Source organism: Novosphingobium sp. PhB165 (assembly GCF_004341845.1).
GTDB lineage: Bacteria > Pseudomonadota > Alphaproteobacteria > Sphingomonadales > Sphingomonadaceae > Novosphingobium.
The window spans coordinates 223,006-248,449 of sequence record NZ_SLVB01000001.1 but is presented as its reverse complement, the minus strand read 5'-3'; the positions used below and the strand labels follow the sequence as shown (position 1 = coordinate 248,449).

Genomic DNA, 25,444 nt, shown 5'->3' with positions numbered 1-25,444 from the left:
CGAAAAAGTCGTCGCCGGACCTATCAGGCCTCGATAGCCTCTTCGGCAACCGGCTCGTCCATGGCGCCGATGTCGGCACCGCTGTTCACGAGCGCGTCACGGCCACCCTTGGTCGCTGCCTGGGCAACGGCCTCGCAGTACAGACGCACGGCGCGGCTGGCGTCGTCGTTACCCGGGATCGGGAACGAGATGCCCTGCGGGTCGACGTTGGTGTCGAGCACGGCGATGACGGGGATGCCAAGGACGTTGGCTTCCTTGATGGCCAGCGCTTCCTTGTTGGCGTCGATCACGAACATCACGTCCGGAATGCCACCCATGTCGCGGATACCGCCGAGCGAAAGCTCAAGCTTGTCGCGCTCGCGCGTCAGCTGGAGAACTTCCTTCTTGGTGAGACCGGCGGTGTCACCCGAAAGCTGCTCTTCAAGAGCCTTGAAGCGCTTGATCGAACCCGAGATGGTCTTCCAGTTGGTGAGCATGCCGCCCAGCCAGCGGTGGTTGACGTAATGCTGGCCGCAAGCGCGGGCAGCCTGAGCGATCGGCTCCTGAGCCTGGCGCTTGGTGCCGACGAAGAGAACCTTGCCACCGGCCTGGACAGTTGCCTGCACGAACTCGAGAGCGCGGGCCATCAGGGGCACGGTCTGCGACAGGTCGATAATGTGGATGCCGTTGCGGGCGCCGAAGATGTACGGCTTCATCCGCGGGTTCCAGCGGTGGGTCTGGTGGCCGAAGTGGGCGCCGGCTTCGATGAGCTGCTGCATGGTGACGACAGGTGCCGCCATAAGATAATTCCTTCCGGTTTGAGCCTCTGGAAAGCTGGAACCAGGCGGGGAACCATAAGGCTCTGGCCGCGAAGCACCGGTATGTGCGCTTTCCATGTGGATTGCCCGAGTCGCGAGAGAACCGCGAATTCGGTCCCCTGCTTCAGGCGGGGCCGCCCTTAGTCCGGTTCGTCGGCAAAATCCAGCCCCAATCGCGCAGGAGCCGCGCTTCCCGCCCGGCGCAGCGCCGCCCCGGACCGCCGCAGATTTCATATCCCCCGGGAAACCACCGTGTTCCCACAGCTTTTCCACAGAGCCATCCCGGCAGACGATCCGCTTACGGGAACCGCGATTCTCGAACAGCCCTGCTGCAAAAGGATTTTGCCCGCACGGGATGCGGCTTCGCCGGAGCGAAGCGCGTGCGAGGAACCCGGTTTATGGATCTCACCCCTATAGAGATTGTCTCCATCGCCGGACATTCGCTCTTCATGCTCGGCGCCTTGCTCGCAGGCGCCACCATCGCTGCCACTCTGCGCGCCGCCCTGCCCGCCATCGCCAGACTGCGGCGGCAGTTCGCAAATGCCCGCCTCACGCACCGCGTGTTCGTTCGCGCCAAGGCGCCCGTTCTCGATTCCGAATCGCGAGCCCAGAACGCCCCACTCGCTTTCACACCGAACGAGGGCACTCAAAAACAACGAAAATCCAAGCACTTCCGGGCCCGAATATTTTCGCCTTGACAGGGAATGAACAAAAAGAGAACAAATGCATCAACGGAACATTGATAGAACACGAGTCGGTTTTCCACAAGACATCCACAGCCGGGCATGCCTCATCGGCACCGGCGCAGATGGCTCGAAAGGACTGGACATGACTGCATTTGCCGCCTGCCTCTTCGCCCTCGCCGCAGCGGCGTCGCTCCATGCGATGCTGGCGACGCTCCGCCGCTATGGACACGAAGCGCTCTCGCTTCGGGCCCGACTGGCAGCCTGCCCGGAAACGCTGGCGATCAATTGGGCGATGGTGGAACGCGTGCCGGTTCCGGCACTGTCCGCACTCAGGCGGGATCGTGCGGTACGTCCTCGCTCGTGGACGACACAGCGCCCCGGACTGGAATGGCCGAGCGGGGAGCTTGCCGCCTGACCTTGAAATACGTCTTGATCCCGATGGGAATCAGCGCAAGATAAACGATAGTGATGACCGCCAGCGTCCACCAGGGCTCGGTCAGCAGCGCCGCGACAGTCAGACCGACCAGCGCGATCACGCCAAGCCGCAGGCTCGACGGCGGACGCATCCGCGACCAGCTAAGTGTCGGCAGGTTGGAAATCATCATGAACGCCATCAGGACCATCCATACGCCCACCACAATGGGGTTGGCGAAGATGGGCACGCCGCTGGCGATCCACAGATAGAGCGGCAGAAAGCCGAGCCCGGCCCCGAGCGGCGCCGGAACGCCCGTCAGGAAGCCCGCCTGCTTGTGCGGCTGATCGAGCATATCCATGCGCGAATTGAAACGCGCGAGGCGCAGCACGCAGCAGATCGCGAAAGCGAGCGCGGCAATCCAACCCAGGCTCGGAAGCTGATGCAGCGTCCAGAGATAAACGATCAGTGCCGGCGCCACGCCGAACGAGATCGAATCGGCAAGACTGTCGAGTTCGGCTCCAAAGCGCGTCTGCGCCTTAAGCATACGCGCCGCGCGGCCATCGATCCCGTCAAGCAGTCCGGCAAGAATCACCGCCTGTACCGCGCGCTCGTAATCGCCGCCGATGGCAAAGCGAATACCGGTCAGGCCCGAGCAGAGCGCGGCGGCAGTAATCGCATTGGGCACGAAGGCCCGCATCGAGAGCCCGGCGGCAAGGCGGCGACGCGGATGCTGGCGCGCCGCCATGAATTCACCGGGCTCCTCGGTCACTGCGAAATGCCTTCGATCACCGGGGCCGCGCCGATTTCGGCAAGCACGGTCTCACCGGCGACAATGCGCTGGCCCATCAGAACCTTGGGTTCGGTGCCTGCGGGAAGATAGACGTCCACGCGGCTGCCGAAGCGAATCAGGCCGATGCGCTGACCGGCGGCGATGATGTCACCCGGCTTCACGAAAGGAACGATACGGCGGGCAACGAGGCCGGCAATCTGCGTGAAGCAGATGCGCTGACCATCACCGCGCTCGATCAGCAAGTGCTGGCGCTCGTTCTCTTCGCTCGCCTTGTCGAGGTCGGCATTCATGAACTTGCCGGGGATGTAGATTACCCGGCGCACGGTGCCGCCGATCGGCGCACGATTGATGTGCACGTCGAACACGCTCATGAAAATCGAGATGCGCGTCACCGGCTCGGTCGACATCGGCTGCGATCCGCTGCCGTCCTCGACCGTCAGTTCGCGCGGCGGCGAGACTTTGCCGATCAGGGTCACCAGACCATCGGCAGGCGCCACGACGAATCGGTCGTCCTGCGGCGTCACGCGCACGGGATCGCGGAAGAAAGCCAGCACGCACAGCGTCAGCACCGCCAACGGCCAACCGACCCACGGGCCGACCAACAGCCACGCCACAAGCGCGACGACGGCCGCAATGGCGCCAAACTTGCGACCCTCGGGATGAATCGAGGGCCAGTTCCAGGACGCTTCGCCGCGTCCCTGATTATCGAGAATATCTCCGGGCATGGCATTCCTCTAGTGAGAGTGCGTCGCTCCCGCAATGGCGGGAGCCCGAGTACATCCCCGGCCGCATATAACGCCTGCCAAGCGTACCGCGGCAGAGTCTGTTCCCTGCACGCAGGCGGATGTACTCTGAGAGAGTAGCGATCGAGATGTCCGGGGGTCCCCGAAGGGAATTCCTTGATGAAGGAAGCTGGTGGTGGACAGGGCTGGATTCGAACCAGCGTACGCTTGCACGGGCAGATTTACAGTCTGCTGCCTTTAACCACTCGGCCACCTGTCCACACCAGATCGCTGGCGGCGGAAGACCTTTCCCTAAGGAGAGGAACCCGCTGTGTTGAAGCTCTGAAACCAGAGCCTCGCTGCCGAGGAGGGCGCCTATGTAGAACCGAGCCTTGCCTGTCAATGGGGGTGCTGGCAGGAGCGGGACAGATTTTTTCGTAAAGGACATTTTCATGAGCAATCGTAGCGACCGGGACGGCGAACGGCCCGCAAAAGCGCTGCGCGGCCGCGCCGGCCGTATGAAGAACGGGCGTGGCAGCGGCCGCGCAAGTTCCGGCATGGTGCGCCTCTGGGGCCGTCATGCGGTCGAAGCAGCTCTCAAGAACCCGAATCGCCAACATAGAAAGCTGTGGGCAACTCGCGAGGGAGTCGAATCTCTCGACGGTGAATTGCCGGCCGATTTCCCCGTCGAATGGGCACAGCCTGCCGATCTTGCCCGACTCGTCGCGCGCGACGCCCCCCATCAGGGCCTCGTCCTCGAATGCGAGCCGCTTGAGGACATCTATATCGACGATGTGCTCGACGGTGATCCGGCGCGGCCGGTAGTCGTGCTCGACCAGGTTACCGATCCGCACAACGTCGGCGCCATCATGCGCTCGGCCGCCGCGCTCAATGCCTGCGCCATCGTCACGCAGGACCGGCACGCGCCGCCCGAATCGGGCACGCTGGCCAAGAGCGCTTCGGGTGCGCTCGAAATCCTGCCGTGGGTACGCGTGGTGAACCTCGCCCGCGCGCTCGAAGAGATCGCCGAGGCCGGTTACTGGCGCATCGGGCTCGACGGCAGCGCCACGGAGACGCTTGGCAACGCCCTCCCCGCCGGTCCGGTCGCGCTCGTGCTCGGCGCCGAAGGTGATGGCATGCGCCACAATATCGTCCAGCACTGCGATTCGATAGCCAAGCTGCCGATCAACGAGGCCATGGAGAGCCTCAACGTCTCCAACGCCGCTGCCATCGCACTTTACGCCGTAGCCACACGCCCGGCCCCCTGATCCGGGATCCGACGACGACAGGGGAAACGATATGATTTCGACCGAACGGCGCAACCCTGCGCGAGGCCTGCTTGCAGGCCTCGCCGTCGCCGGGATGGCGATGCTGGTGGCAGCCTGCATCTTCGTGCCCGGCAAATTCACCTCGCAGCTCAGCCTCAAGGCCGATCGGAGCTTCCATTTCGCCTATACCGGCGAGATCGTGATGCTGCCGCTACAGAAGTCGAAGGAAACGCCGTTCGAACCCGAGACCTGCTACGACGACAATTCCGACGAACGCGCCTGCACTCCGGCCGAACTCGCCGAACAGAAGTCGAAGTGGGAGGAATCCCGCGCGGACAAGCAGAAGACCGATGCTCAGGCCGCCAAGGCGCTGCTGGGCGGCATCGATCCCAGCGATCCCCGTGCCGGCGAGGAAGTGGCCGCCAAACTGCGCCGCCAGACCGGCTGGAACAACGTGGTCTACAAGGGTGACGGCCGCTTCGACGTCGATTTCGCGATCGGCGGCAAGCTGGACCACGACTTCACCTTCCCCACTATCGAAGGCTTCCCGATGGCCAATGCCTTCGTGCAGCTCTCGCTGCGGCAGGACGGCAGCGTGCGTATCGATGCGCCCGCATTCGGGCCGTCCCAGTCGTCAGGCAACATGATGGGGGCCATGCTGGCGGGAATGAACAGCGACGCCGGAAGCGAAGCTGCCGATACCGACAGCACCAGCGAGGCCGATGGCACCTTCTCCATCGTCACCAATGGCGAAATCCTGGCCAACAATACCGACGAGGGTCCGCAAAACGGTCCCGGTGGGCGCGTGCTGACCTGGAAGGTCAATGCCCGCACGCCCGCAGCGCCCACTGCGCTGGTGAAGCTCAAGCCCTGATCCGACACGCGGGGCGCTCATCCGGGCGCCCCCTTCCCCAAATGCAAAACGCCGCGCCAACCTTGAGGTTGGCGCGGCGTAATTACTTCAGCCTGCGAGGCGTCGACAGGCTGCCGGATGCTGCTTAGTTGACAGCGTCCTTGAGGCCCTTGCCGGCCTTGAACTTCGGCTGAGCCGAAGCCTTGATTTCCATCGGCTCACCCGTACGCGGGTTGCGACCGGTCGAAGCCTTGCGCTTGGCGACCGAGAAGGTGCCGAAGCCGACCAGGCGCACTTCGTCGCCCTTCTTCAGCGCGCCGGTGATGGCATCGAAAACGCTTTCGACGGCCTTGGTGGCATCGCTGCGGGTGAGGCCGCTCGAGTCTGCGACCGCGCTGATCAGATCGTTCTTGTTCATTATGGGTACCCCCTAACCTTTCAGTGAAAACAGGATGTGATGGGATAAAATTTGGATTCGCCTCTGAACGGCACGGAATTGAGCGGTTTTTGCTGACGCTGTCAAAGCCTAAACAAGGCGAAAATGCGCAGTTTATCGTGTTTTTCCGCCACTCAGATGACGTTTTCGACAATTGCGGAGCCTGAATGCATTCAATGCGATGCACGCATGCTCCGAACTGCCCCGTCTGCACGGCCTTTCGCCTGCCTTTGAAGCGGGTGCCGCCGCTTCCTCTCCATGATTCGCCTCATGAAATCAGACGGGTGCATTTTCCGTATAGGGACAGCCGGATTGCCGACAGGCACAAAAAAGGCGGCCCGAAAAATCGAACCGCCTCTCAAGCTGCCCGGCTGCGAAGAGCCGGGCATCACTCCCGGACTTACGCCTGGGTGTCGTTGACGCGACGCTCGGCGATGCGGGCGCGCTTGCCGGTACGACCACGCAGGTAGTACAGCTTCGCACGACGCACGACGCCGCGACGGACAACGGTGATCGAATCGATGTTCGGCGAGTAGAGCGGGAATACGCGCTCAACGCCTTCACCGAAGCTCATCTTGCGCACGGTGAAGTTCGAACCCATGCCACGGTTCGAGCGCGCGATGCACACGCCCTCGTAAGCCTGGACGCGGGTACGGGTGCCTTCAACAACCTTCACGCCGACGCGGACGGTGTCGCCCGGACGGAAGGTCGGGATATCCTTGGCGGCCTTGGCAATTTCCTCGGCCTCGATCTGCTGAATCAGGTTCATGAACCTAAGTCCTCGTTTTTGCGCCGCGCACCAGAGGCAGACTGGCCCCGAACGTCACTGCGACGTTCCCAAAGGTCCGGCCTGCGTGACCGTGTTTCTTCCTCCGCCTTTTGTTTCCGCCAGGCGGCGATCTTCGCATGATCCCCCGATCGCAGCACTTCAGGGATCGTGCGCCCTTCCCACTCGGTGGGTCGGGTATATTGCGGGTATTCGAGAAGACCGTCCTCGAACGATTCCTCGGTCCCGCTGGAAGCCGCGCCCATTACGCCGGGAAGCAGCCGAATGCAAGCGTCTAACAGCAGGATTGCCGCGGGTTCGCCGCCCGAAAGCACCGCATCGCCGACCGACATCTCTTCCACCTGACGGCCTTCGAAGATGCGCTCATCGAAACCTTCGAAGCGGCCGCAGAGGATGGTGACGCCGGGGCCGTCCGCCAGTTCGCGCACGCGCTGCTGCGAAATGGGCTTGCCGCGCGGGGTCATGGCGATGATCGGCGCATCGGGATTGATCGAGCGGGCATGGTCGATCGCGGCGGCCAGAACGTCCACTTTGAGCACCATGCCGGCGCCGCCGCCGGCGGGCGTATCGTCCACGGTGCGGTGCTTGTCCGTGGTGAAATCGCGGATGTGGACGGGGTTCATGGCCCACTTCCCCTCCGCCAGCGCCCTGCCCGCGAGGCTGATGCCAAGCGTGCCGGGGAACATCTCCGGGTAGAGGGTGAGAACGGTGGCATTGAAAGTCATGCCCCCGCGCAAAGCCCAATTCGCCGGCTACGGCAAGGGGAAAGCGCCGGATTTGCGCCCTTCAGAGCGGTTCCCACACTTCGGCGGGCAGGAAACCACGGTCAGCGGCGATCTCCTCACGCAGCCATTCGCGCAGGCGTTCGATCTTGCGGACGCCGACGCGGCTTTCCGAATGGATCAGCCATTGCGCCGGGCCCGGATAGTAGAGCGTGTCGAAAGGCTGCACGAGGCGGCCCGCTTCCAGATCCGCCCGCCAGAACAACGGCGACATCAGCGCAATACCGAAGCCCTGGCGCATCGCGGTGGCTTCCTGAAGCTGGTTGTCGAAGACGATGCCGGTACGCGGCGGCGGCGGCGTGCCGATACCGTTGGCGGCGAACCAGCCTGCCCACCAGCGATCGTTCGGCGCGAAGCGCTCCACCGCCAGCAGGTCTTCCGGCTTTTCGATGCGATTCTTTTCGAGGAACACCGGCGCGCAGATCGGCGAGAAATGCTGGCGGAACAGGAATTCGGCGCGCAGCCCCTCCCACTTGCCATAGCCGACGCGGATCGCCGCATCGTAAGGCGAAGTGGCCAGATCGACGACCTCGTTGCTGAGCGACATGCGTACCGCAAGATCGGGGTGGCGCAGCTGGAAGCGGCCGATCCGCTCGCTCAGCCACGACGCACCGATCGAGACCGAAGCATTAAGCGAGAGCACATCCTCGTCCTCGCTCCACACGGCGGCGAAGGCATCGGTCATCGAGGCGAAAGCGCCGGTCAGTGCCGGCAGCAGCCGACGCCCGACATCGGACAGATTCACCCTGCCCTTTTCGCGCACGAACAGCGGCTTGCCGACGCGGTCTTCAAGCTGGCGGATCTGGTAGGACACTGCCGCCTGCGTCATCCCCAGTTCCTCGGCCGCGCGCGAGAAGTTCTCGTGGCGGCCCGCAGCCTCGAAGGCGCGGATGGCGGTCAGGGGCGGCAGGCGGTCCATGGCGCAACGATAAGCCAGCCTTATGACCTGTGCCAGAGGCTTTGTTGGCGAAGTGCCGCCCGATCAAGCAGATTCCAGTCATCCGATGGAGGAACCGGACAATGCAGGATCAACACTTCATGCAGCAGTGGAACGCCGGCCATGACCGGTTTTCCGGAGATTTCGACCGTCTCGCACGCAAGCTGTTCAAGGCTCTTGGCAGCAGCTTGCGCGGCGGCCACCCCAACGACCCGGACGATCAGAACAAGCGCCCTGCCCCGCAAGAGGCCGCCTTGACCCGCAGGGCACGGCTGACGGGGATCGGGATCCTCGCTGGAATTCTGGCCGGATCAAGCCTGGCCATGGTGACGCCGCTTGTAACGGCGCTGGATTGCCCGCAGCATGCCAATCAGATCTGCGTCAGAGCGGCGCTCGCCTGATTGCAGGGCCCGGAAAGCAGAAAGGCCGCCCAAGGGCGGCCTTTCCTTTATTCTTCCGCGAAGGCGGCGTTGACCACCACGCGTTCGTGATCCCACTCGGGGACGGCGGCGGGGATCATCGGCACCATGAAGCGGCGCCGTTTCCCATCCTCGCCCACCGGACGCTCGATCTCGATCACGTCGCCGGCGCCGAAGTTCTCGACCGCGATGCAGGTGCCGAGTTCCTCGCCCGCGTCGGATACCACGCGCAGCCCCAGCAGGTCGGCGTGATAATACTCACCTTCCGCCAGATCCGGCATCGACGAGCGCGGGACGGTCAGCGCGGTACCGCGCAGCTTCTCGGCAGCATTGCGATCGGGCACTTCCTCGAAGCGGGCGATCGCGCCGCCCTTGCCGTCGTCGCGCAGCTTGGCGAGCGTCAGAGTGGAATCGGTGAAGGCGCGGTAACGCTTGAGCGCCGCCACGCCTTCACCGAACAGCTTGAGGCGAACCTCGCCCGTCACACCGTGCGCGCCGGTAACGGCAGCAAGCGTGACGGGGCGGTCTTGACCAGCCATTGTGGACTCGAACCTGAAGCTTAGGCTTCGGTCGATTCCTCAGCGGCAGCTTCCTCAGCCGGAGCTTCGGCCGGTGCTTCAGCAGCAGCCTTGGCAGCAGCGGCAGCTTCTTCAGCTTCACGCAGCTTCTCGGCCTTTTCCTCGGCGCGGTCCTTGGCCTTCTTGCCCGGCTCAGCCTTGTTCGGGTTCACGGTAGCGGCGCGTTCCTTGATGCCGGCCTTGTCGAGCAGGCGGGCAACGCGGTCGGTCGGCTGGGCGCCAACGCCGAGCCAGTAACGCACGCGGTCTTCGACCAGGCGCACGCGGTTCTCGTCTTCCTTGGGGAGGACCGGGTTGTAGGTGCCGACCTGCTCAAGATACTTGCCGTCGCGCGGAGCGCGCGAGTTGGACACGACGATCTTGTAGTAAGGACGCTTCTTCGCGCCACCGCGCGACAGACGGATCGAAACGGACATTGTTTTACCTTTCCTTCAAATCTTCAAAAATTACTTTTTCAGAAACTTGCTGAGATCGGGCGCACCGCCCATTCCCGGAAGACCTCCGGCGCCGCCGAGACCACCCAGGCCGCCTGCACCGCCGAGGCCACCAGCCCCGCCCATGCCGCCGTCACCGAAGCCGCCCTTGCCGAACATCGCGGCCAGCCCCTTGAGGCCGCCCATCTTCTTGATCTGCTTCATGGCCTTGGACATCTCCAGGTGCATCTTCAGCAGCTTGTTGACGTCCTGAACATTGGTACCCGAACCGTTGGCGACGCGGATCTTGCGCTTGGCATTGAGCAGCGCGGGGTTAGCGCGCTCCTTCGGCGTCATCGAACCGATGATCGCATCCATGCGCAGCAGCACGCGGTCATCCATGCCCGACTGTTGCATCGCCGCCTTGGCCTTCTTCATGCCCGGCATCATGCCGGCCAGAGCGCCAAGGCCGCCCATCTTCTGCATCTGGCCGAGCTGGGTGCGCAGGTCGTTCATGTCGAACTTGCCCTGCTCCATGCGCTTGGCCAGCGCTTCGGCATCCTCGATCTTAACGGCTTCGGCCGCCTTTTCGACGATCGAGACGATATCGCCCATGCCAAGGATACGGTTGGCGACGCGGCTGGGGTGGAAGACCTCAAGGGCCTCCATCTTTTCGCCGGTGCCCGCGAACTTGATCGGCTTGCCGGTGACGGCCCGCATCGACAGCGCCGCACCGCCCCGCGCGTCACCGTCCATACGGGTGAGCACGACGCCGGTAAGATCGACTTCGCCGGAGAACGACTGCGCGACGTTGACCGCGTCCTGACCCGTCAGCGAGTCGACCACGAGCAGCGTTTCACGGGGGTTCGAGATGGCGGCAACCGCCTTCATCTCGTCCATGAGCTGCTGGTCGACGTGGAGACGACCGGCGGTGTCGAGCATCAGCACGTCCACGGCCTGAAGGCGCGCGGACTGCATCGCGCGGGTGGCGATCTCGGTCGGCTGCTGGCCGGTGATGATCGGCAGGGTGGCAACGCCCACCTGCTCACCCAGAACGCGAAGCTGTTCCTGCGCCGCCGGACGGTTGACGTCCAGCGAGGCCATCAGGACCTTCTTGCCCTGCTTCTCCTTCAGGAGGCGGGCAATCTTGGCGGTGCTGGTGGTCTTACCCGAACCCTGCAGACCGACCATCATGATGACGACGGGCGGAACCGCCTCAAGATCGAGTTCGGCGGTCTGGTCGCCGCCCAGCATCTCGATCAGCGCGTCATTGACGATCTTGACGACCTGCTGGCCGGGCGTGACCGACTTCAGGACCGACTGCCCAACGGCCTTTTCGGTAACCTGATCGATGAAGCGGCGCACGACGGGGAGCGCGACATCGGCTTCGAGCAGAGCGATGCGCACTTCGCGCATGGCATCGCGAACATCCTGCTCCTTGAGCGCGCCGCGGCCACGCAGCTTGTCGAATACGCCACCAAGACGATCAGACAGAGAGTCAAACATTCTCGCTCCTAACGTCACTCGCGGCGAACATGCCGAAATCCCTTTCGACGGCCGTAGCCGCCAGAACGCCAAAAACGCCGGTGGGCGAAACCTCGCTGACCGGCGTGACGGAAACCTTATGCGAAAAACGCCGGCGGACGAAACCTCGTCGGCCAGCGTATCGCGTTTCCGCGAAACTGATATGTCGAAATAACCAAACCCAGATAACTTTGAAAGGCTATTTCGGTGAAATGGTGGAGCCTAGCGGGATCGAACCGCTGACCTCCTGCATGCCATGCAGGCGCTCTCCCAGCTGAGCTAAGGCCCCAATCATTTCGCCGGATCGACCCGGGAGGTCCGATCCGTTTCCCACGTTTCGGCTTACGCCTCCGCTTGGGAGGCCGCCCTCTAGATTGGGTTCGCCGGGCTGGCAAGAGGAAATTTTCACGGGCTTGTCATTTTTCAGATCGCCCCCGGAAGGCACCCGATTTCCCTACGCCACTTGCGGGAGGAGCAGCCCCTGAAGCGATCCACCGGCACCATCCCCCACACGCCGCTCATCCTGAGCTTGTCGAAGGATGGAGATCTTGCGCCACCCCGCCGGGGCTTCGACAGGCTCAGCCTGAGCGGGATTGAGAGCGATTAGAGCGATGAGAGTGGGCGAGTCGGAGCGGCTCTCGCTCACAAGGAAGGTTCGCCTCTCCCGACGAAACCAGCGCCCCCTTCGCACCCCATTTGGACAAAAAGAAAGGGCGCGGCCGCCGAAGCGCCGCGCCCTTTCCTGAAACAGATAGCGCCCGAGGCTTACTCGTCGCGATCACCATCGTCGTCGCCGCCGCCGATGCCGAGATCGTCGTCACCGCCGAGGTCGACGTCGTTGTCCGGCGAATCGCCATCGTCGTCGATGTCCAGATCGTCATCGGCGAGATCCGCATCCTCGGTCTCGACGACTTCCTTCTTCTGGATTTCCTCATAGGGAATCGGCTGCTTGGACTTCAGCACCGGTTCCGGGTGCCACGAATGGCCGCACTCGATGCAGGTGACCGGGTCATCCTTGCCCAGATCGTAGAAGCGGGTGCCGCATTTCGGGCAGCCGTGCTTGGCGCCCCACTCAGGCTTTGCCATGAAATGTCCTCAATTATTGCCCGACCGAAGGGTACGGGCGTGAATTCTGTGTCTTGATGGGAGGGCCCGCGCGCAAAATCAAGCATGCCGGATCAGGCGTGCCAGATCTGGCGTGTAGGCCGCATCAGGGCGCGCGCCTTGCCATAGGCCGCACCCGCTGTCAAAAGCCCGGCGATTTTGCGCCCCTTCCAGCCTCGAAAGAAGCACCGCCGTGAGCCACGACCCCGCCTCCCCCATGCGCCCCCGCCGTTTCCTGCCCGCAGGACCGATCAAAGGAAGGATCCGCGTTCCGGGGGACAAGTCGATCAGCCACCGCTCGATCATGCTCGGCGCGCTGGCTGTGGGTGAGACGCGCGTGACCGGCCTGCTCGAAGGCGAGGACGTGCTGGCCACCGCCGCCGCCATGCGCGCGATGGGCGCATCGGTGGAGCGCATGGAAGACGGTGAATGGCGTGTTAGCGGCGTCGGTGTCGGCGCCCTGCACCAGCCCACCGGCCCGCTCGACATGGGCAATTCCGGCACCTCGACGCGCCTGCTGATGGGCCTCGTTTCCAGCCATCCGATCAATGTCAGCTTCGTCGGCGATGAATCGCTCTCCAAGCGCCCGATGGGCCGCGTGATCGATCCGCTCTCCGAAATGGGCGCCAGCTTCGAAGCCAGTGAGGGCGGCCGCCTACCGCTGATCGTGCGCGGCGCTTCGCCGGCCGTGCCGATCACGTACCGCCTGCCAGTCGCCTCCGCACAGGTAAAGAGCGCAATCCTGCTCGCCGGCCTCAACACCCCGGGCACGACCACCGTGATCGAGCCGGTGCCGACGCGCGACCATTCCGAACGCATGCTCAAGGGCTTCGGCGCCGAGCTTGACGTGACCGTGGAGGCCGACGGCACCCGCGTCATCACCATCAAGGGCGAGGCCGAACTCAAGCCGCAGGTCATCGACGTGCCGGGTGACCCGTCCTCCGCTGCCTTCTTCATCGTTGCCGCGCTGGTGGTGCCGGGCAGCGAAGTGGTGATCGAGAATGTCGGCCTTAACCCGACGCGCGCCGGTCTTGTCGAAGTCCTGCGCCAGATGGGCGGCCAGATCGAGTTCCTGAACTCGCGCGAAGTCGGCGGCGAGCCGGTGGCGGACCTGCTGGTGAAGCATTCGGCGCTCAAGGGCATCGAAGTCGATCCCGCCATCGCGCCTGCCATGATCGACGAATTCCCCGTCCTCTTCGTTGCTGCCTCGCTGGCCGAGGGCGTGACGGTGACCAGCGGCCTCGACGAGTTGCGCGTCAAGGAATCGGACCGCCTCTCCGCAATGGCCGCCGCGCTGACATTGGCCGGCGCCGAGATCGAGGAGCGCGAGGACGGCCTGGTCATCACCGGCACCGGCGGCGCGCCGCTGCCGGGCACCGCGACGGCCGCCCAAGTGACCACCCACCTCGATCACCGCATCGCGATGTCGATGGCGGTCGCCGGACTCGTCAGCCAGCAGGGCGTGGACGTCGACGACACGCGACCGATCGCCACCAGCTTCCCCAATTTCGAGGACCTGCTGGCCAGCCTCGCGGAATAAGGGCATTCTCGCAGGGGCGGCGCCACCGTCGCCCCTGCCCCTTATGCTGCCGGAGCCCGCATGATCCTCGACCTGCCGGAATGGCTGAGCAACACACTCGGCTTCCTGGGCACGGTGTGCTGCATCGCCGCCTATGCCTACATCACCTATCAGGACAATCCGAACCGCTACCTTCAGCACGGCTTGAACCTGGTCGGCGCGGTCCTGCTGCTGATCTCGCTGATGGTGAATGTGAACCTGCCCTCGATCGCGATGGAAGCGCTCTGGGCGCTGATCGCCGGGTGGGGACTGGTGAAGGCGCTGCTCACGCGCCGGAAGACCTGACGCCGCGATCCCGATTCGTACGGTTACCATTCGACAAGGGTTCCGGGCATAGCCTCTCCGCAGGAAAGGAGGCAGCGATGGAGTCGAAGCTGGCACATCCGGGCGCCCCTCGCAGCGTGCGCCGGGCTCTCGGCGGCCTGCCGCTGCCCCTGCTGGCCGCGCTCACCCTGATCCTGCCGCTGATCGGCGCGAGCCTTGGCGTCGCGCTGGTCGTCGTCGCCTGGCTGGCCCGCGATTCCGGGCGCTTCGAGCACGAACTCATAGAGATCTACGGCGCCGACAGTCCGGAATTGCTCGATCCCGACCGCGCCCGCGAATCCTGAGGAAACGGTACGCGCAGCTTGCCTCACCGGCTCCAAGCCGCCATGAGCCGCCGCATGATTATCGCCGTCGACGGACCCACCGCCTCGGGCAAAGGCACAATTGCCAAAGCCCTCGCCCGCCATTTCGGACTGCCCCATCTCGACACCGGCCTGCTGTATCGCGCGGTCGGCCGCCAGTGCTTCCTCGACGGCGGCAATCCGGATGACCCCGTGGCCGCGCTGGCCGCCTGCGCTTTTTCGGAAGGCCTGTTGACGGACCCCGAACTGCGTTCTGAAGCAAGCGGCGGCCTTGCGAGCCGCGTCTCGGTCCATCCGGCGGTGCGCCGCGCGCTTTACGAGCGCCAGCACGCCTTCGCCGCGCAGCCGGGCGGCGCCGTGCTGGACGGGCGCGACATCGGCACGGTGATCGCCCCGGAAGCCGATGTGAAGCTGTTCGTCACCGCCTCGGTCGAAGCCCGTGCCCAGCGCCGTTTCCTCGAAATGCAGGCACAAGGCCGCGACGTATCGCTGGACGACATCGCCGCCGACCTTGCCGCCCGCGACGAGCGCGATCGAAACCGCAAGGACGCCCCGCTGGTGGCTGCTGACGACGCCGTACTGCTGGATACCTCCGATCTTGGCCGCGAAGAGGCAGTTGCCGCCGCCATCGCCGCTGTCGTAGCCCGCAAAGGCTGACTCGGCAGGCCGCCGAGACCGCCATCCCGGCCGCCATTTTCCTTGCATTTCGCCCCTCAGGCGCGTAGTGGCCGCCGGTCTGGAGAACCGTCAGGTTTGAAGGACGCTGCGGCGGGCATCCGGCCCCCGTGGCGGTTCGGCCCTTTTGGCCCGGGTTCCGCATGGTGCGGGGCGCGGAGGAAGACCGGCGGATTCAACCGCCTGGCCGGAAAAATCGATAAACAGGAACAAACCTTTAATGGCTACTTCTGCCACTCCCACTCGCGATGATTTCGCGAAGATGCTTGAAGATCAGCTCGGCGGCGTCGCCGACGACGGCTTTGAAGGCCGCGTCGTCAAGGGCACCGTCACCGCGATCGAAAACGACAAGGCCGTCATCGACGTTGGCCTGAAGAGCGAAGGCCGCGTCTCGCTGCGCGAATTCGCCCGCGGCGAAGGTGAACACGGCCTCAAGGTCGGCGACGAAGTCGAAGTTTACGTCGACCGCGTCGAAAACGCTGACGGCGAAGCAATGCTGTCGCGTGACCGTGCCCGTCGCGAAGCTGCCTGGGACAAGCTCGAAAACGAATTCGGTGAAGGCAAGCGCGTCGAAGGCGTGATCTTCGGCCGCGTCAAGGGCGGCTTCACCGTCGACCTCGACGGCGCCGTTGCGTTCCTCCCCGGCTCGCAGGTCGACATCCGCCCCGTGCGCGACGTCACCCCGCTGATGGACGTGCCGCAGCCCTTCCAGATCCTGAAGATGGACCGTCGCCGCGGCAATATCGTCGTGTCGCGTCGCGCCGTCCTCGAAGAAACGCGCGCCGAACAGCGCAGCGAACTGATCGACAAGCTGAGCGAAGGCCAGGTTATCGAAGGCGTCGTCAAGAACATCACCGACTACGGTGCGTTCGTTGACCTCGGCGGCATCGACGGCCTGCTCCATGTCACCGACATGAGCTACAAGCGCGTCAACCACCCGAGCGAAGTGATCGCCATCGGCGACACCGTGAAGGTGCAGATCATCCGCATCAACCAGGACACCCAGCGCATCAGCCTCGGCATGAAGCAGCTGGAAAGCGATCCGTGGGAAGGCGCAGCCGTCAAGTACCCCGTGGGCGCCAAGCTCACCGGCACCGTCACCAACATCACCGAATACGGTGCGTTCGTGGAACTGGAAGCCGGCATCGAGGGCCTTGTCCACGTTTCGGAAATGTCCTGGACCAAGAAGAACGTCCACCCCGGCAAGATCGTCTCGACCTCGCAGGAAGTCGAAGTGGTCGTTCTCGAAGTCGATTCGGACAAGCGCCGCATCTCGCTCGGCCTCAAGCAGGCTCAGCAGAACCCCTGGGAAGCCTTCGCTGAGAAGCACCCCGTCGGTTCGCAGGTTGAAGGCGAAGTCAAGAACGCCACTGAATTCGGCCTGTTCATCGGTCTCGACGGCGACGTCGACGGCATGGTTCACATGTCGGACATCGCCTGGGGCATCTCGGGCGAGGACGCGCTGGCTCTGCACCGCAAGGGCGAGCAGGTTTCGGCCGTGGTTCTCGACGTCGACGTCGAGAAGGAACGCATCAGCCTCGGCATGAAGCAGCTTGAGCGTGGCGCTCCGGCCGCTGGCATCGTCGCTGCGGGTGGTTCGCTGCGCCGTAACGAAGTCGTCACCGTGACGATCCTCGAAGTCCGCGACGGCGGCCTGGAAGTCCAGGCTGGCGAAGATGGCGCCACTGGCTTCATCAAGCGTTCGGACCTCGGCCGCGACCGCGACGAGCAGCGCCCCGACCGCTTCCAGGTTGGCCAGAAGCTCGACGCCATGGTCACCGGTTTCGACCGTTCGAAGAAGCCGACCTTCTCGGTCAAGGCTCGCCAGCTTCACGAAGAAAAGGAAGCTGTCGAACAGTACGGTTCGTCGGACTCGGGCGCTTCGCTCGGCGACATCCTGGGCGAGGCTCTCAAGAACCGTTCGTAAGAACGTTTCGAGCTTCACCGCCAGGTGAAACAGTAAAGGCCCGTCCGGAGCGATCCGGGCGGGCTTTTGCTTTATGCGGTGCGCGCGGAGGCGCGCAGAAAGTGAAAGAGAATGATCGCGCAAAGGCGCGAAGGCGCAAAGGTGTTGCGCTTGCGGCGAAGCCGCCTTTAACTTCCAGCTGCGCCCGTGCCGCTACCTCTGATCAAGGCAGGTGCCTTCGGCACGGACGAACCTCTTCGCGCCTTTGCGCCTTTGCGCGATCCGCTTCTTCTTGTTCTCCTCCGCGATCTCCGCGCCTCCGCGCGCGCCCTCTTCTCCATGCCTCTTTCGCCGACTGTCCTGAAAGACTACATCGCCGGACAAGGAGAGATCCCATGCTCGAAGTCCACCAGTTCCCCTGCCTCAGTGACAACTACGGCTTCCTGCTGCACGATTCCGTCAGCGGCGAGACCGCCTGCATCGATACCCCCGATGCCGACGAATATCTGCGGCAGGCCGCTATCAAGGGCTGGCAGATCACGCAGATCTGGAACACCCACTGGCACCCGGACCACGCAGGCGGAAATGGCGCCATCAAGGCCGCAACCGGCTGCACCGTGACCGCACCGGAAGGCGATGCCGGCAAGATCGCGGGCGTAGACCGCACGGTCTCGCAGGGCGACCGCGTCACAATCGGGGACTGGACGGCGCATGTCATCGACGTGGGCGGGCACACCTTCGGCCATTGCGCCTATCACCTGCCCGAAGCCCAGATCGCTTTCGTCGGCGATTCGGTCTTCGCGCTCGGCTGCGGCCGCATGTTCGAAGGCACCGCGCCGCAGTTCTGGGCCAGCCTCCAGCGCATCAAGGCGCTCCCGCCCGAGACCATGCTCTATTGCGCCCACGAGTACACCGCCTCGAACGCCAAGTTCGCCCTCCACGCGGACCCGGAGAATGCCGAACTCGCCGCCTATGCCGAGGACGTTGCCCGCGCCCGCGCAGCCGGCATCCCGACCGTTCCCACCAAGCTCGGCCGCGAACTGCTCACCAATCCATTCCTGCGCGCCGACGATCCGGCCTTGCAGGCTCGCTGGGGCGGACACGACGCGGTGGAGACTTTCGCGGCGCTGCGCGAAGCCAAGAACACGTTCTGAGACTGTCCGCCCCCCGATGACCTTTCACAAACTTGCCGCTCTCCTCGCGCTCGCCACACTCTTCACGGCGAGCGCGGAGACCACACCCGCCATGACCTCCAGCACGATTGTCACCTCCCCGCAGCCCCTGCCCGCGGCACACGACGCTCCCCGCGTCTTCCTCGGCGGCAGCATCGACATGGGCAGCGCCACGGACTGGCAGGCCGATCTCACCAAGGCCCTGTCGAACGAGAACGTGGTAATCCTCAACCCACGCCGGCCCGACTGGAACCCGGCGTGGAAACCCGAGGCGAGCGAGCCCGAGTTCCGCCGCCAGGTCGAATGGGAACTGGCTGCGCTGGAAAGCGCCGACGTGATCGTGATGTACCTTGCGCCCGGTACGCAAAGCCCGGTGAGCCTGCTGGAACTCGGCCTCCATGCGCGGGACGGCAAACTGGTGCTACTTTGCCCCGAAGGCTTCTGGCGCAAGGGCAACGTCGACATCACCGCTCCGCGTTATGGCATTACGCAAGCGGCGACGATGGAGGAACTGCTGGCGACTGTGCGCCAGCGCGTTCACGGCTGGAAGAGGCCGGCCTGACACTCAGGCATTGATTACCGTCGCCCCCGCGAAGGCGGGGACGACGAGGTTTTGAGCGGGAAGCAGCAGCCCCTCACCTCACTTGTAGAGGATGCGCACCTTGCCCGCCGCCTCGGCCGCAATACGACGCGCGGTATCGGTGTCCTCGGCCAGCGCAAGCGCAACGCCCATACGGCGGTAGGGCCGCGTTACGGGCTTTGCAAAGACGCGCAGGTCTACTTGCCCACCCGGTGTCGCCAATGCGTCCGAGAGGCCTCCGCAGACGAAGGAATCGCTATCCCGATCGGCAAGGATCACCGCCGAAGCACTCGGGCCATAAAGCGTGACCTCGGGGATCGGCAGGCCAAGGATCGCACGAGCATGGAGGTCGAACTCCGACAGGTTCTGCGAGATCAGCGTGACCATGCCGGTGTCATGCGGGCGCGGCGAGAGCTCGGAGAAAATCACCTCCTCGCCCTTCACGAAGAATTCGACGCCGAACAGGCCATAGCCGCCCAGATCGTCCACCACCTTGCGCGCCATGTCCTGCGCATCGGCAATTGCCGCAGGCGCCATCGGCGTCGGCTGCCACGATTCCTGATAGTCGCCGCGCTCCTGCCGGTGGCCGATCGGCGGGCAGAACGAAACGCCCTCGCGGCTGCGCACGGTCAGCAGTGTGATCTCGTAGTCGAAAGCCACGAACTCCTCGACGATCACGCGCTTGCGGTCGCCGCGCATGTTGGCGACGGCATAGTCCCACGCCTTCTCCAGCTCAGCCGCGTCGCGAACCGTGCTCTGACCCTTGCCCGATGAGGACATGACCGGCTTGATGACGCAGGGCAGCCCGGTGTGCTCTGCCCCGGCCAGAACTTCGTCGAGCGATTCCGCGTAGCGATAACGCGAAGTGCGCAGCCCCAGTTCGACAGCAGCGACCTCGCGAATAGCATCGCGGTTCATGGTCATCTGCGTGGCGCGGGCAGACGGAACCACGCAGAATCCCTCAGCCTCGACTTCAGCGAGCACTTCGGTACGGATTGCCTCAACCTCGGGCACGATAAAGTCGGGTTTGTGCTTCTCGATGGCCGCGCGCAGGCGCTCTCCATCCAGCATCGAGAAAACCTCAAAGTGATCGGCCACCTGCATTGCCGGCGCGCCCTCGTAAGCGTCGCAAGCGATCACCTCACAGCCGAGGCGCTTGGCCGAGATGACGAATTCGCGCCCCAGTTCGCCCGAACCGAGCAGCAGGATCTTCGCGGTGAATGCCATGATGACCGTCCTTCTTTGTGGCTTCCGGGGCGCTAGAGCAGCGTCCCGGAGAGAAACGCAAGCGCAATGCTGAAATAGATCACCAGCCCCGTGACATCGACCGGTATCGCCACGATCGGCACCGCAGCACTCGCCGGATCTAAAACGCAGCCTCTGCAACACGAAGGGCAGCATCGCTGATACCAAAGCGGACCGAGCGGCATCAATATCGCCACCGTGGCGAACGGTTGCTGCCACAAGCAAAAAGCCCCCGTGCGAATGCACGAGGGCTTGGTCTTCGTTCGGTCAAACGCCGAAAATGCCGCGCATGTTTATTGTACGGTGAAGTCGAAGATCCGTGCGGTCATCGCGCCGGCCGAGCCGCTGCCCGCCAACGAATAGATGAAACCATATTCGCCGGGTTCGAGCGGCTGGGTAACGTCGATACGATAGACGCCGGGACGCACCAGTTCATGCCGGAATTCGATGCGATCCTTGTCCATCACGCCGGTCTTGGCACCGGCGATATTGACGCTTCCAACGCGGGCCTCGCGGCGTCCGTCCTTGCGCGTCAGGCGGATCAGCGTGAGTTCAGCCGGTGAGGCCACGACGGTATTCGTGCCGCTTGCCCAAGCGCCGCCATCGCTGCCGTTCGATTCCGCCGAGAAGAAGTAGAAGCGCGGCTGGCGCTGTACGGGAACGGCGGACGTCTCCTTCTGGATCGACGCCTTAACGCTCATGGACGCGATGCCGCCGGTGAAGGCATAGCCAAGCAAACCACCGGTCTTGGCCTGGTTGGTTACGGTCGAATCCATGCGCAGCATGTGCATATGGCCGATATCCTGAACCGCATAGAGACCGGCCGGATGCGGAACCGCCGGGTCCGGCGAATCGAGCGACATCTCTGCCTTCTGCTGATAGCGGTTGGAAATCATGGCCGCGATCACGGCCGACGAAACGCCTTGCTTGCGCAGCGCGATCATCTCGTCGGTGGAAAGGTCGAAGTCCACCTTGTCGGCACTGATCTTGGCAACGATGGCGTCGTCACCCAGTCCCAGTTGGGTCAGTTGTAGTGCGTTCTGCTTTGAAAGCGGCTGCGCGGCAGCAAGAACAGGCATTGCCGCCAGCGCAAGGCCGGCAGCAAAAGTTGCTACGATTTTCATAGTTCCCCCTATTGCAAGCTCATAGAGCTTAGCGCCGATCAATTGGGAGACACGCCCGGCTTGTCAACTCACAGGACTTGCCGGTTTCAGAACGTTCATCGGCCCGGCAACAAAAAAGCCCCCGTGCGACTGCACGAGGGCTTTTTTGTGTTCGTTACCGGATACCGGGATCAGATGCCGGCGATTGCCTGATCGACCAGAGCCTTGTCGGCAGCAGCCGAATGGTTGTCCTTGATCAGGTCAGCCGCGGCATTGGCGGCAGCCGCTGCGGCCTTGCGGCGCAGGTCGGTGATCGTGGCCAGTTCCAGCGCCGAGATCTTCTCTTCCACCATCTTGCGACGACGGGCGATCAGTTCGGTGGTGTCAGCCTCAGCCTTGGCGACGATCGCTTCGGCTTCATGCTGAGCGTGCTCGAGCATGGCCGCGGCGTCCTTTTCGGCGTTCGCGATCTTGTCAGCATATTCCTTGCGCAGGGCTTCCGCCTCGGCACGCAGGGTCTTGGCCTCTTCGAGGTGCGCCTTGATCTGGCTGATCCGGGCATCCAATCCGCCGGTGATCAGCTTCGGCACGCCCTTCCAGAGCATGATCGCGATGAGCACCAGCATCGAAGTGCTGACGACTGCGACGGGCGGAGCCACGCCAAGCAGTTCGGGTTCGGCATGCTCGACAGCGACGTGAGCCTGCGTACCGGCGGCCTCGGCGCCCTGCGGCGCAGCGGCCTGCTGGGTGCCGGCCTGTTGGGTGACAGTGTTATCAGCCATGAACCAGGCTCCCCTTTACGGCGGCGCGGACGGCGGTTTCGTCAAGCGAGAGGCCGGCAACGCGGCTGACGATCTCACGCGCAGCGTCGGCCGCGACGGTCTCGATCTCGCTTGCGGCCGAGCGGCGCGCTTCGTCGATACGCTTTTCGGCGGTAGCCAGATCCGCTTCAATGCCGACTTGTGCGGCGTTGAGACGGTCGGCAGTGGCAGCACCAGCCTTGGCACGGGCCGAGGCGATGAGGCCCTGAGCCTCGGCGCGGTTCGCGTTTTCACGCGTGCGCCAAGCTTCCTCTTCCGCGTCGGCGCTCTCGCGCAGCTTTTCAGCCGTAGCGAGGTCCTCTGCAATCTGCTTGTCGCGCTGGGCGACGGTATCCATCACCTTGGGCACCATGCCGCGTCCAACGACGAAGAAGGTGATGGCGAAGAAGATCAGCATCCAGAAGATCTGGCTGGCGTAATATTCGCCAAGCTGTGCGATCTGAGGCATGGGTTAAGCCCTGTCCCGAGGTAGCCGGTAGAAATCTTGCATCCGGTGGCCCGGCCGCGGCACCAAAGGGTTCGCGCGGCCGGATCGGATTAGTGCGCTATTGTGATCAGGCGAAGATCAGCAGCGCGGCAACGACGAACGAGAGCAGGCCGAGAAGTTCGGCGCCCGCGAAGCCGATGAACAGACGGCCCTGCTGGGCGTCGGCAGCACCGGGATTGCGCAGCGCGCCTTCGAGGAACTTCGCGAACACGCTACCCACGCCGATCGAGGCGAGGCCGCAACCGATCGCGGCAAACCCAGCACCAAGCAGCTTTGCAGCTTCTGCGTCCATTTCAAAAACTCCCTTTGGAAAATGCGATATGCGATTGAAATCAGTGAAGATTCTCAGCGTCGTTGAGATAGACGCAGGTGAGAAGAGCGAAAACGTAGGCCTGAATGCCGGCGACCAGCAGTTCCAGTGCGCAGATGCCGACCATCAGGATGAAGCTGGGCAGACCGGCGATGGCGAAAAGGCCGATGCCGGCGTTGCCCGAGCTGATCACGAAGCTCGAAAGCACCTCAAGAAGAACGTGGCCGGCCATCATCGCGACGAAAAGACGCAGACCGAGGCTGAACGGGCGCACCAGGAAGGAGATCAGTTCCACGCAGAAGATCAGCGGGATCATGACCACCGGAGTGCCGTGCGGCACGAACAGCGAGAAGAAGTGGAGCTTGTGCTTGGCAAAGCCAACCCCAAGCACGATCGCGAACGACATTATCGCCAGAACACCGGTTGCCGAGAAGTGGCTGGTGAACGTGAAGGCGTGCAGGCCCAGAACGCCGAGCGGCAGCAGGCCCAGGAAGTTCGCAAAGAGAATGAACATGAACAGCGAGAAGATGTACGGAACGTACTTCTTGCCTGCCGGACCGACGTTGGCGGCCAGCATTCCGTCGATGAAACCGGTAAAAGTCTCCACCGCCATCTGCCAGCGACCGGGCACCAGCTGGCGCTTCATGCCGCCGGAGACGAACACGACCAGCACGACGGTAGCAATCGCCATCCACAACGCACTGTTGGTAAAGGCGATGTTGTATCCCGCAATGTTCCAATTGGCACCGGCCAGCGTCTCAAGCTGGAACTGGTGCATCGGATCGAGCTTCGCTTCGGCAGCCACGCGAATATCCCTGTCGCCAATGAACGACAGCGCCCTGTATCCACCCCCTCTGGGTCAATCCGGGCGCTGGTTCGAATTCCTTATGATATTCCTGAAGGCAACGAATATTCCGAGGAACATCATCACCAACAGACCCCAGGGCGACGTTCCGGCGAAGTGATCAATCACCCAACCGAGAAACAAACCGCCGGCAACCCCACCCAGCAAATCGGCCAGAACGCGGTTACCGGCACGATATGCATCGTCCGTTTCCGCGCCCTTGGCCGGTCGATTGCGCTGCTCTTCACGCTCGCGAAGGGCTTTCAGCCGATCATCGAGCCTGTCAAGGCGCGCATCCTCGCCGACAGGGTCCCCTACAGGTGGCTCGTCGCTCATGTCAGATCTTCCTCCTCCATCAAAGGACGATTGACGCGCTCAACGGCTCCCTGCCTAGGGCGCCGCCCCCTTAGGGTGGGGCTTATCCCGAGTCAACCTTGGCCGGGCGCGCGCCGCGCCTCTTGTTCACACGCATCCTCGCGGGACCAAGTACCCGCAGGAACACAGCATTCGCCAACAAAAGGAAAAGCGCAAGGGCGATGCCGGAATGAGGCTTTCCCCCGAACGGATGCGAATCATTGCTGTCGGGTGTTCGTCACGCGTCTGTCGGACTGACGAAAGATTGGGAAGGAAATGAGAATAACGCCCCACTGATCTGGAGCCGTGTTCTCTGCGGCACCGGGCCCCGAGTCATTTGTCGGGTGCGCCTTCGACATTCGTCGAAGGCTTGGGGCACCGGCCCTCTCCCGTCCCGAAGAATACGAAAAGGTCCGGGGGACCTTTTCGCTGAGGGGGCCGACCTCCCAGATTCTACCCCGTAGGGGAGATCGGGTGGGGGAGTAGGCCGGCGCCGCGGAAAGGTCAGTGCTAAATCAGGTTGCCGCGTTGCGCTTCACTGGGCTTACGGGCAGCGCGGATCCCGCTGCGGCGGAGCGGCGGTGCGGGTCTGCCACGAGTCATCGGGGGCCTGATATTTCTCCCCCGGGCTGGTCTGCGAGATCAGGCGGCAGGCCGTGGCGAAGGCATATTCCTCGATCGTGCCCTTGCCGGCAGCCTTCTGCGTATAGATGGCGCGGCGCTTGTTGTTGAGATCGCGAACCATCGCCTGGACGGCGGCCGACTGGCTGCCGACCACGCCGAGATACCCGTCTCGCTGCTCGCCTACCTGACCGGCGGCGCGCGCGGCGGCATAGGCCGGGTCGCGCGCTTCCTGCGCGGTGGCGGCCCCACCTGCCCCAAGGCCCGCCCCAAGGACCAGCGCGGCTGCGCCCATGAAAGCGACGGAGCGGCTGAAACGGATCTTGCTCATCAGAATACGCCTTCGTTGTCTTGGATCGTCTTCTCCGCGTCGGCAGAGAGTTGATAGATCACTTCCTGACGAATGTTGACATTAAGTTCGATCACGATCGGCTTGTCGGGCGCAGTCACCTGAATGCAGCCGGACAGCATCGGGATCAGACCCGTCATCATCGTTGCGGCGCGAACGGCGCGCCTGCCGGTCCGGCGAGCGGTGCGCTGCGGAAACGGGCTGGCGAAACGCGTCATCGCCGGGCTTGTCGCAGCCGGAACGCTTCCGGTCAATTGCGGG

General features: G+C 63.8%; 31 protein-coding genes and 2 tRNA genes. 11 read left to right on the top strand and 22 right to left on the bottom strand.

Features of this window, described 5'->3' with window-relative positions; all coding sequences use genetic code 11:
- Positions 1–23: 23 nt before the first annotated feature.
- The gene (gene rpsB / locus EDF56_RS01295; RefSeq protein ID WP_132384933.1) at positions 24–779 is read right to left on the bottom strand and encodes a 30S ribosomal protein S2; all 756 of its coding nucleotides are present in this window, start codon (positions 777–779) and stop codon (positions 24–26) included.
- Between the two features lie 467 nt (positions 780–1,246).
- Between rpsB and EDF56_RS01290 the strand changes: the two genes are divergently transcribed.
- Positions 1,247–1,495 carry a hypothetical protein gene (locus tag EDF56_RS01290; protein ID WP_165912051.1) on the top strand — a complete coding sequence of 83 codons (249 nt, stop codon included), beginning with the start codon at positions 1,247–1,249 and terminating at the stop codon, positions 1,493–1,495.
- A 317-nt stretch (positions 1,496–1,812) separates the two neighbouring features.
- Here the strand turns inward: EDF56_RS01290 and EDF56_RS01285 are convergent, their stop codons facing one another.
- The 3 genes from EDF56_RS01285 to EDF56_RS01275 all read right to left on the bottom strand — a co-directional run bounded on the left by EDF56_RS01285 (position 1,813) and on the right by EDF56_RS01275 (position 3,690).
- Positions 1,813–2,643 carry a phosphatidylcholine/phosphatidylserine synthase gene (locus EDF56_RS01285; RefSeq protein WP_132385723.1) on the bottom strand — a complete coding sequence of 277 codons (831 nt, stop codon included), beginning with the start codon at positions 2,641–2,643 and terminating at the stop codon, positions 1,813–1,815.
- 20 nt (positions 2,644–2,663) lie between these two features.
- Entirely contained in the window at positions 2,664–3,413 is a 750-nt protein-coding gene (locus EDF56_RS01280) for a phosphatidylserine decarboxylase (RefSeq protein ID WP_132384931.1), read from the bottom strand.
- A gap of 191 nt (positions 3,414–3,604) precedes the next feature.
- Positions 3,605–3,690: transfer RNA gene (locus EDF56_RS01275), tRNA-Tyr, on the bottom strand.
- 172 nt (positions 3,691–3,862) lie between these two features.
- Here EDF56_RS01275 and EDF56_RS01270 point away from each other — a divergent pair.
- Entirely contained in the window at positions 3,863–4,678 is an 816-nt protein-coding gene (locus EDF56_RS01270) for an RNA methyltransferase (RefSeq protein WP_132384930.1), read from the top strand.
- 31 nt (positions 4,679–4,709) lie between these two features.
- On the top strand, positions 4,710–5,552 hold the full coding sequence (locus EDF56_RS01265) for a hypothetical protein (RefSeq protein ID WP_243652318.1): 843 nt from the start codon (positions 4,710–4,712) through the stop codon (positions 5,550–5,552).
- A 124-nt stretch (positions 5,553–5,676) separates the two neighbouring features.
- On the opposite strand, the gene EDF56_RS01260 is transcribed toward EDF56_RS01265, so the two are convergent.
- The 4 genes from EDF56_RS01260 to EDF56_RS01245 form a co-directional block, all read right to left on the bottom strand.
- Positions 5,677–5,949, bottom strand: a complete 273-nt coding sequence (locus tag EDF56_RS01260; protein ID WP_067732802.1) for an HU family DNA-binding protein — start codon at positions 5,947–5,949, stop codon at positions 5,677–5,679.
- A gap of 418 nt (positions 5,950–6,367) precedes the next feature.
- On the bottom strand, positions 6,368–6,736 hold the full coding sequence (gene rplS / locus EDF56_RS01255; RefSeq protein ID WP_132384929.1) for a 50S ribosomal protein L19: 369 nt from the start codon (positions 6,734–6,736) through the stop codon (positions 6,368–6,370).
- Entirely contained in the window at positions 6,733–7,479 is a 747-nt protein-coding gene (gene trmD / locus EDF56_RS01250) for a tRNA (guanosine(37)-N1)-methyltransferase TrmD (RefSeq protein ID WP_132384928.1), read from the bottom strand. The genes rplS and trmD overlap by 4 nt, the downstream gene beginning before the upstream one ends.
- Positions 7,480–7,540: 61 nt before the next feature.
- Positions 7,541–8,455 carry a LysR substrate-binding domain-containing protein gene (locus tag EDF56_RS01245; RefSeq protein WP_132384927.1) on the bottom strand — a complete coding sequence of 305 codons (915 nt, stop codon included), beginning with the start codon at positions 8,453–8,455 and terminating at the stop codon, positions 7,541–7,543.
- A 101-nt stretch (positions 8,456–8,556) separates the two neighbouring features.
- On the opposite strand from EDF56_RS01245, the gene EDF56_RS01240 reads away from it, so the two are divergent.
- Entirely contained in the window at positions 8,557–8,874 is a 318-nt protein-coding gene (locus tag EDF56_RS01240) for a hypothetical protein (protein WP_132384926.1), read from the top strand.
- A 47-nt stretch (positions 8,875–8,921) separates the two neighbouring features.
- Here the strand turns inward: EDF56_RS01240 and rimM are convergent, their stop codons facing one another.
- The 5 genes from rimM to EDF56_RS01215 all read right to left on the bottom strand — a co-directional run bounded on the left by rimM (position 8,922) and on the right by EDF56_RS01215 (position 12,493).
- Entirely contained in the window at positions 8,922–9,431 is a 510-nt protein-coding gene (gene rimM, locus EDF56_RS01235) for a ribosome maturation factor RimM (RefSeq protein WP_132384925.1), read from the bottom strand.
- 20 nt (positions 9,432–9,451) lie between these two features.
- Positions 9,452–9,886, bottom strand: a complete 435-nt coding sequence (gene rpsP, locus EDF56_RS01230; RefSeq protein WP_132384924.1) for a 30S ribosomal protein S16 — start codon at positions 9,884–9,886, stop codon at positions 9,452–9,454.
- Positions 9,887–9,916: 30 nt separating this feature from the next.
- The gene (gene ffh, locus EDF56_RS01225) at positions 9,917–11,389 is read right to left on the bottom strand and encodes a signal recognition particle protein (RefSeq protein WP_132384923.1); all 1,473 of its coding nucleotides are present in this window, start codon (positions 11,387–11,389) and stop codon (positions 9,917–9,919) included.
- 231 nt (positions 11,390–11,620) lie between these two features.
- Positions 11,621–11,696 (bottom strand) — tRNA-Ala (locus tag EDF56_RS01220).
- A gap of 476 nt (positions 11,697–12,172) precedes the next feature.
- Complete coding sequence (locus EDF56_RS01215; RefSeq protein ID WP_132384922.1) at positions 12,173–12,493, bottom strand: TIGR02300 family protein; 321 nt, start codon at positions 12,491–12,493, stop codon at positions 12,173–12,175.
- Positions 12,494–12,728: 235 nt separating this feature from the next.
- Here EDF56_RS01215 and aroA point away from each other — a divergent pair, with 235 nt between their 5' ends.
- From aroA to EDF56_RS01180, 7 genes are all read left to right on the top strand, one after another.
- Positions 12,729–14,051 carry a 3-phosphoshikimate 1-carboxyvinyltransferase gene (aroA, locus tag EDF56_RS01210; RefSeq protein WP_132385721.1) on the top strand — a complete coding sequence of 441 codons (1,323 nt, stop codon included), beginning with the start codon at positions 12,729–12,731 and terminating at the stop codon, positions 14,049–14,051.
- Positions 14,052–14,111: 60 nt separating this feature from the next.
- Complete coding sequence (locus EDF56_RS01205; RefSeq protein ID WP_132384921.1) at positions 14,112–14,375, top strand: permease; 264 nt, start codon at positions 14,112–14,114, stop codon at positions 14,373–14,375.
- A 77-nt stretch (positions 14,376–14,452) separates the two neighbouring features.
- Positions 14,453–14,698 (top strand): hypothetical protein, encoded by a 246-nt coding sequence (locus EDF56_RS01200; protein ID WP_132384920.1) that lies wholly within the window; start codon positions 14,453–14,455, stop codon positions 14,696–14,698.
- A gap of 54 nt (positions 14,699–14,752) precedes the next feature.
- Positions 14,753–15,373 (top strand): d(CMP) kinase, encoded by a 621-nt coding sequence (locus EDF56_RS01195; RefSeq protein WP_132384919.1) that lies wholly within the window; start codon positions 14,753–14,755, stop codon positions 15,371–15,373.
- Positions 15,374–15,611: 238 nt separating this feature from the next.
- Entirely contained in the window at positions 15,612–17,318 is a 1,707-nt protein-coding gene (gene rpsA / locus EDF56_RS01190) for a 30S ribosomal protein S1 (RefSeq protein ID WP_132384918.1), read from the top strand.
- Between the two features lie 374 nt (positions 17,319–17,692).
- Positions 17,693–18,451 carry a hydroxyacylglutathione hydrolase gene (gloB, locus tag EDF56_RS01185; RefSeq protein WP_132384917.1) on the top strand — a complete coding sequence of 253 codons (759 nt, stop codon included), beginning with the start codon at positions 17,693–17,695 and terminating at the stop codon, positions 18,449–18,451.
- A gap of 16 nt (positions 18,452–18,467) precedes the next feature.
- Complete coding sequence (locus EDF56_RS01180) at positions 18,468–19,031, top strand: nucleoside 2-deoxyribosyltransferase domain-containing protein (RefSeq protein WP_243652317.1); 564 nt, start codon at positions 18,468–18,470, stop codon at positions 19,029–19,031.
- A 78-nt stretch (positions 19,032–19,109) separates the two neighbouring features.
- On the opposite strand, the gene purT is transcribed toward EDF56_RS01180, so the two are convergent.
- The 9 genes from purT to EDF56_RS01130 form a co-directional block, all read right to left on the bottom strand.
- A complete protein-coding gene (purT, locus tag EDF56_RS01175; RefSeq protein ID WP_132384916.1) occupies positions 19,110–20,276 on the bottom strand; it encodes a formate-dependent phosphoribosylglycinamide formyltransferase in 1,167 nt (388 codons plus the stop codon).
- Positions 20,277–20,587: 311 nt separating this feature from the next.
- The gene (locus EDF56_RS01165) at positions 20,588–21,418 is read right to left on the bottom strand and encodes a hypothetical protein (RefSeq protein ID WP_132384915.1); all 831 of its coding nucleotides are present in this window, start codon (positions 21,416–21,418) and stop codon (positions 20,588–20,590) included.
- 170 nt (positions 21,419–21,588) lie between these two features.
- Positions 21,589–22,179, bottom strand: coding sequence for a hypothetical protein (locus EDF56_RS01160; RefSeq protein WP_132384914.1), 591 nt, complete (start codon positions 22,177–22,179; stop codon positions 21,589–21,591).
- The gene (locus EDF56_RS01155) at positions 22,172–22,666 is read right to left on the bottom strand and encodes an ATPase (RefSeq protein WP_132384913.1); all 495 of its coding nucleotides are present in this window, start codon (positions 22,664–22,666) and stop codon (positions 22,172–22,174) included. The genes EDF56_RS01160 and EDF56_RS01155 overlap by 8 nt, the downstream gene beginning before the upstream one ends.
- A gap of 106 nt (positions 22,667–22,772) precedes the next feature.
- A complete protein-coding gene (locus EDF56_RS01150) occupies positions 22,773–22,997 on the bottom strand; it encodes a F0F1 ATP synthase subunit C (RefSeq protein WP_054439786.1) in 225 nt (74 codons plus the stop codon).
- 40 nt (positions 22,998–23,037) lie between these two features.
- Positions 23,038–23,820 carry a F0F1 ATP synthase subunit A gene (locus tag EDF56_RS01145; RefSeq protein ID WP_132384912.1) on the bottom strand — a complete coding sequence of 261 codons (783 nt, stop codon included), beginning with the start codon at positions 23,818–23,820 and terminating at the stop codon, positions 23,038–23,040.
- A 54-nt stretch (positions 23,821–23,874) separates the two neighbouring features.
- Positions 23,875–24,195 carry an AtpZ/AtpI family protein gene (locus tag EDF56_RS01140; protein WP_132384911.1) on the bottom strand — a complete coding sequence of 107 codons (321 nt, stop codon included), beginning with the start codon at positions 24,193–24,195 and terminating at the stop codon, positions 23,875–23,877.
- A 562-nt stretch (positions 24,196–24,757) separates the two neighbouring features.
- Positions 24,758–25,165, bottom strand: a complete 408-nt coding sequence (locus EDF56_RS01135; RefSeq protein ID WP_132384910.1) for a YdbL family protein — start codon at positions 25,163–25,165, stop codon at positions 24,758–24,760.
- Positions 25,165–25,401, bottom strand: coding sequence for a YnbE family lipoprotein (locus EDF56_RS01130; protein ID WP_243652316.1), 237 nt, complete (start codon positions 25,399–25,401; stop codon positions 25,165–25,167). Before EDF56_RS01130 ends, EDF56_RS01135 begins: the two co-directional genes overlap by 1 nt.
- Between the last annotated feature and the right edge of the window lie 43 nt (positions 25,402–25,444).

Coding starts and splice junctions, on each gene's coding strand:
- aroA (WP_132385721.1), top strand. CDS start 12,729: ATGCGCCCCCGCCGTTTCCTGCCCGCAGGACCGATCAAAGGAAGGATC.
- EDF56_RS01290 (WP_165912051.1), top strand. CDS start 1,247: ATGCTCGGCGCCTTGCTCGCAGGCGCCACCATCGCTGCCACTCTGCGC.
- EDF56_RS01270 (WP_132384930.1), top strand. CDS start 3,863: ATGAGCAATCGTAGCGACCGGGACGGCGAACGGCCCGCAAAAGCGCTG.
- purT (WP_132384916.1), bottom strand. CDS start 20,276: ATGGCATTCACCGCGAAGATCCTGCTGCTCGGTTCGGGCGAACTGGGG.
- rpsA (WP_132384918.1), top strand. CDS start 15,612: ATGGCTACTTCTGCCACTCCCACTCGCGATGATTTCGCGAAGATGCTT.
- ffh (WP_132384923.1), bottom strand. CDS start 11,389: ATGTTTGACTCTCTGTCTGATCGTCTTGGTGGCGTATTCGACAAGCTG.
- EDF56_RS01160 (WP_132384914.1), bottom strand. CDS start 22,179: ATGGCTGATAACACTGTCACCCAACAGGCCGGCACCCAGCAGGCCGCT.
- EDF56_RS01195 (WP_132384919.1), top strand. CDS start 14,753: ATGATTATCGCCGTCGACGGACCCACCGCCTCGGGCAAAGGCACAATT.
- EDF56_RS01150 (WP_054439786.1), bottom strand. CDS start 22,997: ATGGACGCAGAAGCTGCAAAGCTGCTTGGTGCTGGGTTTGCCGCGATC.
- EDF56_RS01135 (WP_132384910.1), bottom strand. CDS start 25,165: ATGAGCAAGATCCGTTTCAGCCGCTCCGTCGCTTTCATGGGCGCAGCC.
- EDF56_RS01265 (WP_243652318.1), top strand. CDS start 4,710: ATGATTTCGACCGAACGGCGCAACCCTGCGCGAGGCCTGCTTGCAGGC.
- rpsP (WP_132384924.1), bottom strand. CDS start 9,886: ATGTCCGTTTCGATCCGTCTGTCGCGCGGTGGCGCGAAGAAGCGTCCT.
- trmD (WP_132384928.1), bottom strand. CDS start 7,479: ATGACTTTCAATGCCACCGTTCTCACCCTCTACCCGGAGATGTTCCCC.
- rplS (WP_132384929.1), bottom strand. CDS start 6,736: ATGAACCTGATTCAGCAGATCGAGGCCGAGGAAATTGCCAAGGCCGCC.
- EDF56_RS01245 (WP_132384927.1), bottom strand. CDS start 8,455: ATGGACCGCCTGCCGCCCCTGACCGCCATCCGCGCCTTCGAGGCTGCG.
- EDF56_RS01260 (WP_067732802.1), bottom strand. CDS start 5,949: ATGAACAAGAACGATCTGATCAGCGCGGTCGCAGACTCGAGCGGCCTC.
- rpsB (WP_132384933.1), bottom strand. CDS start 779: ATGGCGGCACCTGTCGTCACCATGCAGCAGCTCATCGAAGCCGGCGCC.
- EDF56_RS01130 (WP_243652316.1), bottom strand. CDS start 25,401: ATGACGCGTTTCGCCAGCCCGTTTCCGCAGCGCACCGCTCGCCGGACC.
- EDF56_RS01180 (WP_243652317.1), top strand. CDS start 18,468: ATGACCTTTCACAAACTTGCCGCTCTCCTCGCGCTCGCCACACTCTTC.
- EDF56_RS01200 (WP_132384920.1), top strand. CDS start 14,453: ATGGAGTCGAAGCTGGCACATCCGGGCGCCCCTCGCAGCGTGCGCCGG.
- EDF56_RS01285 (WP_132385723.1), bottom strand. CDS start 2,643: ATGGCGGCGCGCCAGCATCCGCGTCGCCGCCTTGCCGCCGGGCTCTCG.
- rimM (WP_132384925.1), bottom strand. CDS start 9,431: ATGGCTGGTCAAGACCGCCCCGTCACGCTTGCTGCCGTTACCGGCGCG.
- EDF56_RS01215 (WP_132384922.1), bottom strand. CDS start 12,493: ATGGCAAAGCCTGAGTGGGGCGCCAAGCACGGCTGCCCGAAATGCGGC.
- EDF56_RS01240 (WP_132384926.1), top strand. CDS start 8,557: ATGCAGGATCAACACTTCATGCAGCAGTGGAACGCCGGCCATGACCGG.
- EDF56_RS01140 (WP_132384911.1), bottom strand. CDS start 24,195: ATGAGCGACGAGCCACCTGTAGGGGACCCTGTCGGCGAGGATGCGCGC.
- EDF56_RS01205 (WP_132384921.1), top strand. CDS start 14,112: ATGATCCTCGACCTGCCGGAATGGCTGAGCAACACACTCGGCTTCCTG.
- EDF56_RS01280 (WP_132384931.1), bottom strand. CDS start 3,413: ATGCCCGGAGATATTCTCGATAATCAGGGACGCGGCGAAGCGTCCTGG.
- EDF56_RS01165 (WP_132384915.1), bottom strand. CDS start 21,418: ATGAAAATCGTAGCAACTTTTGCTGCCGGCCTTGCGCTGGCGGCAATG.
- gloB (WP_132384917.1), top strand. CDS start 17,693: ATGCTCGAAGTCCACCAGTTCCCCTGCCTCAGTGACAACTACGGCTTC.
- EDF56_RS01155 (WP_132384913.1), bottom strand. CDS start 22,666: ATGCCTCAGATCGCACAGCTTGGCGAATATTACGCCAGCCAGATCTTC.